This is a genomic window from Actinomadura sp. 7K507 (genome assembly GCF_004348425.1).
Classification (GTDB): domain Bacteria; phylum Actinomycetota; class Actinomycetes; order Streptosporangiales; family Streptosporangiaceae; genus Spirillospora.
The window spans coordinates 1-8,016 of record NZ_SMKK01000329.1; the positions used below are offsets into that span (position 1 = coordinate 1).

The 8,016-nt window shown below is 69.5% G+C and carries 7 protein-coding genes; 4 read left to right on the plus strand and 3 right to left on the minus strand.

Annotated features, from left to right (window positions below; genetic code table 11):
• Window positions 1-160 precede the first annotated feature (160 nt).
• The gene (locus E1285_RS41170; RefSeq protein WP_132160066.1) at window positions 161-355 is read right to left on the minus strand and encodes a CsbD family protein; all 195 of its coding nucleotides are present in this window, start codon (window positions 353-355) and stop codon (window positions 161-163) included.
• Between the two features lie 292 nt (window positions 356-647).
• Here E1285_RS41170 and moeZ point away from each other — a divergent pair, with 292 nt between their 5' ends.
• The gene (moeZ, locus tag E1285_RS41175) at window positions 648-1,829 is read left to right on the plus strand and encodes an adenylyltransferase/sulfurtransferase MoeZ (protein WP_132160068.1); all 1,182 of its coding nucleotides are present in this window, start codon (window positions 648-650) and stop codon (window positions 1,827-1,829) included.
• A gap of 60 nt (window positions 1,830-1,889) precedes the next feature.
• On the opposite strand, the gene E1285_RS41180 is transcribed toward moeZ, so the two are convergent.
• Window positions 1,890-2,663: a GNAT family N-acetyltransferase gene (locus E1285_RS41180; protein WP_279510128.1), complete on the minus strand. Its 774-nt coding sequence runs from the start codon at window positions 2,661-2,663 to the stop codon at window positions 1,890-1,892.
• On the opposite strand from E1285_RS41180, the gene E1285_RS41185 reads away from it, so the two are divergent.
• Together E1285_RS41185 and E1285_RS41190 are read left to right on the plus strand one after the other, a co-directional pair.
• Complete coding sequence (locus E1285_RS41185; RefSeq protein ID WP_165966975.1) at window positions 2,662-3,717, plus strand: SGNH/GDSL hydrolase family protein; 1,056 nt, start codon at window positions 2,662-2,664, stop codon at window positions 3,715-3,717. The genes E1285_RS41180 and E1285_RS41185 overlap by 2 nt on opposite strands.
• A gap of 24 nt (window positions 3,718-3,741) precedes the next feature.
• Window positions 3,742-4,848 carry an SGNH/GDSL hydrolase family protein gene (locus E1285_RS41190; protein ID WP_165966976.1) on the plus strand — a complete coding sequence of 369 codons (1,107 nt, stop codon included), beginning with the start codon at window positions 3,742-3,744 and terminating at the stop codon, window positions 4,846-4,848.
• 49 nt (window positions 4,849-4,897) lie between these two features.
• On the opposite strand, the gene E1285_RS41195 is transcribed toward E1285_RS41190, so the two are convergent.
• On the minus strand, window positions 4,898-5,620 hold the full coding sequence (locus tag E1285_RS41195; protein ID WP_132160076.1) for a TetR/AcrR family transcriptional regulator: 723 nt from the start codon (window positions 5,618-5,620) through the stop codon (window positions 4,898-4,900).
• 154 nt (window positions 5,621-5,774) lie between these two features.
• Between E1285_RS41195 and E1285_RS41200 the strand changes: the two genes are divergently transcribed.
• A complete protein-coding gene (locus tag E1285_RS41200; protein ID WP_132160078.1) occupies window positions 5,775-7,937 on the plus strand; it encodes an MMPL family transporter in 2,163 nt (720 codons plus the stop codon).
• Window positions 7,938-8,016 lie beyond the last annotated feature (79 nt).

Below are 8,016 nucleotides of genomic sequence, written 5' to 3' on the forward strand. Positions count from 1 at the left end.
GCTGCTGGGAGGGGGGCAGGAATGCCACAACAGTCAAGATTAACTGTGCTTCGCGACATTCCGCCCTGCCAACCGGGTAAGGACGCCCTCCGGCGTCCACCCGTAACGGGGAGAGGCCCCTCCGAAAAGGGGCCTCTCCCGGCCTGTCAGGCCGGTGGCGCTACGACCCGAAGGTCCGGCGCGTCTCCTTGGTCGCGTCCTTGACCTTCTCGCCGGCCTGCTTGGCGCCGCCGGCCGCGCGGTCCTGGCGGCCCTCGGCCTCCAGCGAGGGGTCACGGGTCTGCCGCCCGGCCTCCTCCTTGCCGCGGCCCCTGGCCTGTTGCGCCTTGTTCTTCAGCTTGTCGAGGAAGCCCATGGCTCCTCCTTCTGTGATGGGGGTTGCCCAAGCCCCCGCCATGCCCGCTGAGGGCGGAACTATGCGAGGCGTGTGTCGCGGCGAATCCGGTCCGTCTCCTCGTGGATTCTGGCCTCGGTCTCCAGGAGCCTGGCTCCGCCTGTTCCGTCCGCAGCCTTGCACGCGCTCGCCTCGGCCTCACGCGGGACGGGCACCGCGCGGGAATGCCGCAGCACATGGGTAGGTTGTGCGGGGGGAGGACGGAGACGTCCCGCCCCTAATACAGCCGAGCGTCAGCACAGGAGCATCCACCGTGTCGTTGCCACCTCTGGTCGAGCCCGCAGCGGAGCTCACCCGTGACGAGGTCAACCGCTACTCGCGACACCTGATCATCCCCGACGTGGGCATGTCCGGGCAGAAGCGACTGAAGAACTCCAAGGTCCTGGTCGTGGGCGCCGGCGGTCTCGGCTCCCCCGCCCTGCTCTACCTCGCCGCCGCCGGGGTGGGCACCCTCGGCGTCATCGACTTCGACGTCGTGGACGAGTCCAACCTGCAGCGGCAGATCATCCACAAGCAGTCGTCCCTCGGCAAGCCGAAGGTCGAGTCCGCCGCCGAGGCCGTCCGTGAGATCAACCCGCTGATCGACGTGGTCCCGCACAACGTCGCGCTCGACCGCGACAACATCATGGAGATCTTCTCCGGATACGACCTGATCCTCGACGGGACCGACAACTTCGCGACCCGCTACATGGTGAACGACGCGGCCGTCCTGCTGGGCAAGCCGTACGTGTGGGGGTCGATCTACCGGTTCGACGGCCAGGCGTCCGTCTTCTGGGCCGAGCACGGCCCCTGCTACCGCTGCCTCTACCCGGAGCCGCCGCCGCCCGGCATGGTCCCGTCCTGCGCCGAGGGCGGCGTCCTGGGCGTCCTGTGCTCCTCGATCGGCTCCATCCAGGTGAACGAGGCCATCAAGCTCCTCGCCGGCATCGGCGAGCCGATCGTCGGCCGGCTGATGATCTACGACGCGCTGGAGATGACGTACCGCTCGGTCAAGGTCCGCAAGGACCCCGAGTGCGTGCTGTGCGGCAAGAACCCGACGCAGACCGAGCTCCTCGAGGACTACGAGGCGTTCTGCGGCGCCGTCTCCGAGGAGGCGGCCGAGGCCGCGCAGGACGCCACGATCACCGTCCTGGACCTCAAGGCCATGCAGGACCGCGACGACGACATCTTCCTGGTGGACGTCCGCGAGCCCAACGAGTACGAGATCGTCTCGATCCCGGGCGCGACGCTGATCCCGAAGGGCGACTTCCTCAACGGCTCCGCCCTCGAACAGCTCCCCCAGGACAAGAAGATCGTCCTGCACTGCAAGTCGGGCGCCCGCTCCGCCGAGGCCCTGGCCGTGGTGAAGAACGCCGGCTTCGCCGACGCCGTCCACGTGGGCGGCGGCGTCCTGGCCTGGGTCAACCAGATCGACCCGAGCCAGCCGTCCTACTGACGACGCGCGGGATCACCGCGACGAAGGCCCCCGGAACCTTCCGGGGGCCTTTTCGTGCGCTCAGCGTGACGGGAGGGGCGGCCTGTCGATCCGGTAGATGACGTGGGCGCGGTCGTCGATCGGGTTGTCCGGTTCCAGGTCGCCTTCCGCCACGCGTGCCAGCCCGGCCTTCTCCAGGGCCCGCCAGGAGGCGTGGTTGGCGGCTGACACCGGTATGAGCACGCAGGGGGCGTCCGGGTAGTCCTGCCATGTGCGCTCGATCATCGCCTGGATCATGCGCGGGCCGAGTCCTTGGCCGACCAGGTCCGGCTCGCCGATCAGGTAGTCGATGGACACCGCTCCGTCCGGAACGGTCGTCACCGCGGCCAGTGCCTCGAAGTCCTCCGCGTAGTCCGCCAGTCGGCTGCGCTGGACCAGGCCGAACGGCCGCCCGTCCAGGAGCGCAAGCCAGTCTTCTGAGGGCTCCTCGCCCCGGGCGGTCGGGCCGAAATCGCGTGCGACCGCTTCGGGGGACGTCTCGTGGTTCCACCAGCGCGCCACGTACGGCTGTTCCAGCCAGCGGCGGAGCAACGGGAAGTCATCCTCCGTAACGCGCTGCCAGCTGATCACCAGTACCCCCAGTCGATGCAACGCCGATAATAACGCCCCGTCGGCCCTGGTCAGTGGCCGCGGAGAAGGCCCGGAAGGCGCAGCGCTCCCCGCAGGACGGGTGACCACACTTGGCCAGTGAATACTGGCATGATTCGTGCGATCGTGATGGTGTCCGGAACCTCCCACGAAGGTGGTTGCAATGCCATCGCGTTTACGCAGGTCAGGAGCTATCGGAGCGACCATGGCGGCGTTCGCCGCCGGGGGGATGGTGAACGCGGCGCCCGCCGCCGCTGACGCCGGCACCCAGACCTGCCAGGCCCCGGGAGTGGCCTGGCGGGTCGACTACACGGTCAACGATTCGGCTTACGGCCCGGTGGCCCATGCCACCGGGCTCCAGCGCAGAACCCTCCCGGGCGGGCCATGGACCGACGCTTCGGCGCAGACATGGCAGCTTCGCTGGGACAATCTGCCGAGCCAGTGGAACAACCCCTGGGCGGCATTCCAGCAGCAGCAGGGAGACCTTGCGGCGATCGGCGGCACCCCTGTCGCCACCTATCTGTCGCCGCGGTTCGTCGCGCCCGACGGGGCGTGCACCGTCTACCTCGCCCCGTTCGCCAACGGAGGCGCCGGCGACCCGAAGATCGCAGTGCTCGGGAACAGCCTCACCCAGAGCCTCAACGACCCCGCCTACAACCAGCAGCATCTCCAGGGTTACGTGCAGGGCAACCTCAACACCGCCGGACTGCGGGCCGAGGTCGAAGGGCACGGGGGGCGCCGCTGGGTCGCCGCTCCCGGTACGACCGGGCTGGACAAGGCCAACGGCCATCTGCTGGACGAGTACCGCGGCCTGCTCCAGCACGACCCGCAGGGGTATGTGATCGAGCTCGGCGCGAACGACGCGGGATGGATCGCGCTGGCAGGCACGGCGACCGACCGGCAGGCCCGGCTCGACTCCACGATCGCCGGACTCCGCACGATCCTGGACGAGCTGCGCGCGGACGGGAAGTGCGCGGTCTTCGTGACCGGCCCCGACAACCTGGCCGACTACCCGGGCGTCGCCGACCCTTGGCACTACGCGTGGGCCGCGCAGTCCATCAACCAGGAGCTGCGCTCCCAGGCCGGCGCGTCCGCCACCGATGGTCTCAAGCTCCGCGACTTCGCCCAGCTCTCGGTGAACCACCACACCTACAGCGAGGGCCAGGACGTCTGGTTCGAGAGCGACGACATCCATCTCAACGGCACCGGGAAACTCGTCCTCACCAGTGAGATCACCCAAGCCGCCACGCAGTGTCCCTAGCCACGCTCCCAGGGGATGACCTCCATGAACCCACTCATCCGCAGGCCAGCGATCACCGCCGCCGTCGGCGCGGCTCTCCTCGGCGCGATGGCGGCGGCTCCGCCGGACGCCTCCGCCGCGACCGGCACCGCGACCTGCCAGGGGCCCGGTGTCGCCTGGCAGGTCGACTACCAGACCCAGGACTCGGCCTATGGACCGGTCCTGACCGCCACCGCGTTCCAGCGTCGCACGCTCCCCGGCGGCCCGTGGACCGATGCGTCCGCCGAGACCTGGGAGCTGCGCCGGGACGATCTGCCCAGCGAAACCCCCGGCGGCTTCACCGAGGTGGAGTCCGGGGACCTTTCGACGCTGCAGGGCATCCCCGTGGCGACCTACCTGTCGCCGCGGTTCGTCGCGCCCGACGGGGCGTGCACCGTGTACACGCATCCGTTCTCCAACGGCTCCGCGTCCCAGCCGAAGGTCGTCGCCGTGGGTGACAGTCTGACCGCCTCGCTCAACGACGCCACTTACAACCAGACGCATCTTCAGGGTTACATCGAAGGCAACTTCAACACCGCCGGGATCCGGGCCGAAGTCGAAGGCCAGAGCGGCAAGTACTGGCTCGCGCCGCCGGATTCCGGCGGGCTGCCCCGTACCGGGGCCGACAAGGCGAACTACGAGCTCCGCGACGAGGTCCGTGGCCTTCTCGCACACGACCCCGACGGATTCGTGATCGCGCTCGGGGCCAACGACGCCGGACAGGTCGCCTGGATCGCCGACGCGGGCGAACGCCAGGACCGCATCGACGCCGCCAAGGCCGCGATCGGGCAGTACGTGTCGGAGCTGACCGCGGCGGGCAAGTGTGTCGTGCTCATCACCCCGCCCGACAACCTGGCGCACTACTGGGGTTCCGACCCCTGGCTCTATGCCTGGTCCGCCCAGCAGCTCACACAGGAGATGCGCAGCCTCGCGAACGCCTCAGCGACCGATCTCGTCAAACTCCAGGACTTCGCCGAGCTCTCCTGGAACCACCACAGCTACTCCCCGGGCGATCCCCAGGTCTGGTTCGGGAGCGACGACATTCATCTCAACCAGGTGGGCCGGGTCGTCTACACCGGCGAGTTCACCCAAGCGGCGCAGCAGTGCGTCTGATCGGCCTTGACCTGGACGGTGTACACCGTCCATCTCCCCGCCCACCCGCTCAGGCGCGGCTGGGCGGGGAGTAGGTCAGGCCGATCTCGGGGATGATTTCGGCGAGCATCAGCTCGAACATGGGTTCGGCGTCGTCCAGGGCGAACTGCAGGTGGCCGAAGACGTCCAGGCTGACGCCGCCCTGGAGTCTGATCCAGCACTTGAGGAATTGCTGGATCACGCCTAGGGGCAGGTCCACGCGGACGATCTCGTCGCGGTAGCGGGCTAGCTGGGGGCGCAGGGCGGGGTCGATCTCACCGTCGGGCTGGACGGGGAAGGGGCTCTTGTTCCACAGCTCCAGGAACAGAGCCATGAACGTCCAGCCGAACCGGCGGGCGCGCTCCTCTGCGAAGTCGAGCTCCTCCTGGTGGCTGGCGCCGCGGACGGGTGAGCCGAACAGCAGTGCGTACTCGCGGGGGTTCGCGAGCGCCCAGCGGCGGAACTGGCGGGACACCGCCAGGAACTTGCCGCTCATGTCGCCCGGGGCGACGTCCTTCGCGGAGGCGTGCAACTCGTTGGTGAGCTCGGTGAAGAGGTCGCCGACCAGGTGCCGTAGCAGCTCGCTGTGGCTGCCGAAGTAGCGGTAGAGCGCCGGCGCGGTCATGCCCATCTCCCGGGCGATCGCCCGGAGCGTCACCGCTTCGGGCCCCTGCTCGACGAGGATCCGCCGGGCGGTCTCGGAGATCTCCTTGACCGTCGCCGCGCGCAGCCGGTCACGCCGTGTCTCCACCACACCGTCCCTCCTGGTCCGCGGCCGCGTCCGGCCGCCTTCGCATGATTCCTCAGAAACACCCTTGACGGAAGCGAATGCCGTATGCAAAGTTAACGCTGTTCGCAGTTTACGGCATTCACTCGTGTTAGTGGAAGTCACGCAGTGGGAGGCGACGATGTTCGATCGATGGGGCCGGTGGGTCCACCGGCGGCGGCGGTGGATCCTCGCCGTAGCGGGTGCGGCGCTGGTGTTCGCCGGCGTGTGGGGGACGGGCGTCTTCGGGGCGCTGTCCTCGTCCGGAGGGTTCGATACGCCGGGCAGCGAGAGCGCGCAGGCCATGGAAATAGCCGAGCGGGACCTCGGGCGGGACGCGGCCGATGTCGTGATCCTCTACGAGGGCGGCACGACCGTTGACGATCCGGCGTACCGGGCGGCTGTCGAACGGGCGCTGGGAGCGCTCCCGGCGGACAAGGTCGCCTCGGCTGCCACGTACTGGACCACCCAGGCGCCGCAGTTCGTCAGCGAGGACCGGAAGGCCACCTACGCCGTCCTGCAGCTCGCGGGCTCCGACGATGCCGCCAGGGAGGGCAGCTACGAAGCCATCGAGGGTGAGCTGACCGAGGCCGGCGGCGGGCTCACCGCCAAGGTCGGCGGGCTGGTCGCCACAGAGGCGGCGGTCAACGAGCGCGTCTCGTCCGACATCGCCCGGGCCGAGGCCATGGCGATCCCCGTCCTGCTCGTGCTGCTGGTGCTCATCTTCGGCGGCCTGGTGTCGGCGAGCCTGCCGCTGCTGGTCGGAGGCCTGGCGATCCTCGGCTCGTTCACCGCGCTGCACGCGCTCACCTACTTCACCGACGTGTCCATCTTCGCCGTGAACATCACGACGTTCCTCGGGCTCGGGCTCGCGATCGACTACGGGCTGTTCATGGTCAGCCGGTTCCGCGAAGAACTCCGGCGGGACGGCCGGTCGGTAGAGGACGCACTAGGCGCGACGATGGCCACGGCCGGACGCACCGTGGCGGTCTCCGGGATCACGGTCGCGGTGTCGCTGTCCGGGCTGCTGCTGTTCGACCAGAGCTTTCTCGTCTCCATGGGCTACGGCGGCATCGCGACCGTGCTCGTGTGCATGGTGGGCGCGCTGACCGTACTGCCCGCGCTGCTGGCCGCCCTAGGGCCGAAGGTGAACGCGCTGTCCATCCGGCGGCGGAAGCCGTCCGGGGACCGCTCCGGTCTCTGGTGGGGGCGGGTCGCCCGCAGCGTGATGCGGCGGCCGGTGGTCTACGCGCTGGCGACGGTGGCGCTGCTGCTCGCGCTCGGCTCACCGTTCCTGAACATCAACTGGGGCGGCGTGGACGCCAAGGTCATGCCGGAGGGCGCGGACGCCAGGGTCGTGGCCGAGGCGCTGGAGACCCGGTTCCCGGGCAACGCGACGAGCCCGATCGAGGCGGTCGTGACCGGGACGTCCGACCGGGCGGCGGTCCAGGCGTACGGGGACCGCCTGGCTTCGCTGCCCGGCGCGACGGACGCCACGGTGACCGGCTCCGAGGGCACCACGACCCGGATCGCGCTGGCCTACGAGGCCGATCCCAACTCCGGGGCCGCGCGCGACCTCGTCCAGGACGTCCGGGACGTCCCGGCGCCGGCGGGCGCGCAGGTCCACGTCGGCGGTTCCACCGCCGGGGTCGTCGACACGCTGGGCAGCCTCGGTGCGACGCTGCCGTGGCTGGCGGTGCTCGTCGGCGGTGCGACGTTCGCGCTGCTGTTCCTGGCGTTCGGATCGGTCCTGCTGCCGCTGAAGGCGATCGTGATGAACATGCTGTCGCTGTCGGCCACGTTCGGCGTGGTCGTGCTCATCTTCCAGGACGGCAATCTGTCGGGCCTGCTGGGCTTCACCGCGACCGGCGCGATCGCGCCCGCGATGCCGATCCTGATGCTGGCCATGCTGTTCGGGATCTCGATGGACTACGAGGTGTTCCTGCTGTCGCGGATCCGCGAGCAGTACGACCTGACCGGCGACAACACCGCCGCGGTCGCCTCCGGCGTGCAGCGCACCGGCGCCATCATCACCAGCGCCGCGCTGCTGTTCATCATCGTGATCGGCGCGTTCGCGACCTCGGGGATCACGTTCATCAAGATGGTGGGCGTCGGGATGGTCATCGCGATCGTGCTCGACGCGACCGTCGTCCGGGCGCTGCTGGTGCCCGCGACGATGCGGCTGCTGGGACGCGCCAACTGGTGGGCGCCCGGCCCCCTCGCCAGGCTCTACGGCCGGTACGGGATCCGCGAAGGCGACTCCCCCGCGCCGCCGGCCCGATCGGAGCTGGAGCCGGTGTCCTGATCGGACATTAGGGACGGGACAGTACAAATCGTTACCTACCCTGCTAGCGGTATCGCGGAAGGCGACGGCGGGCGGGGGC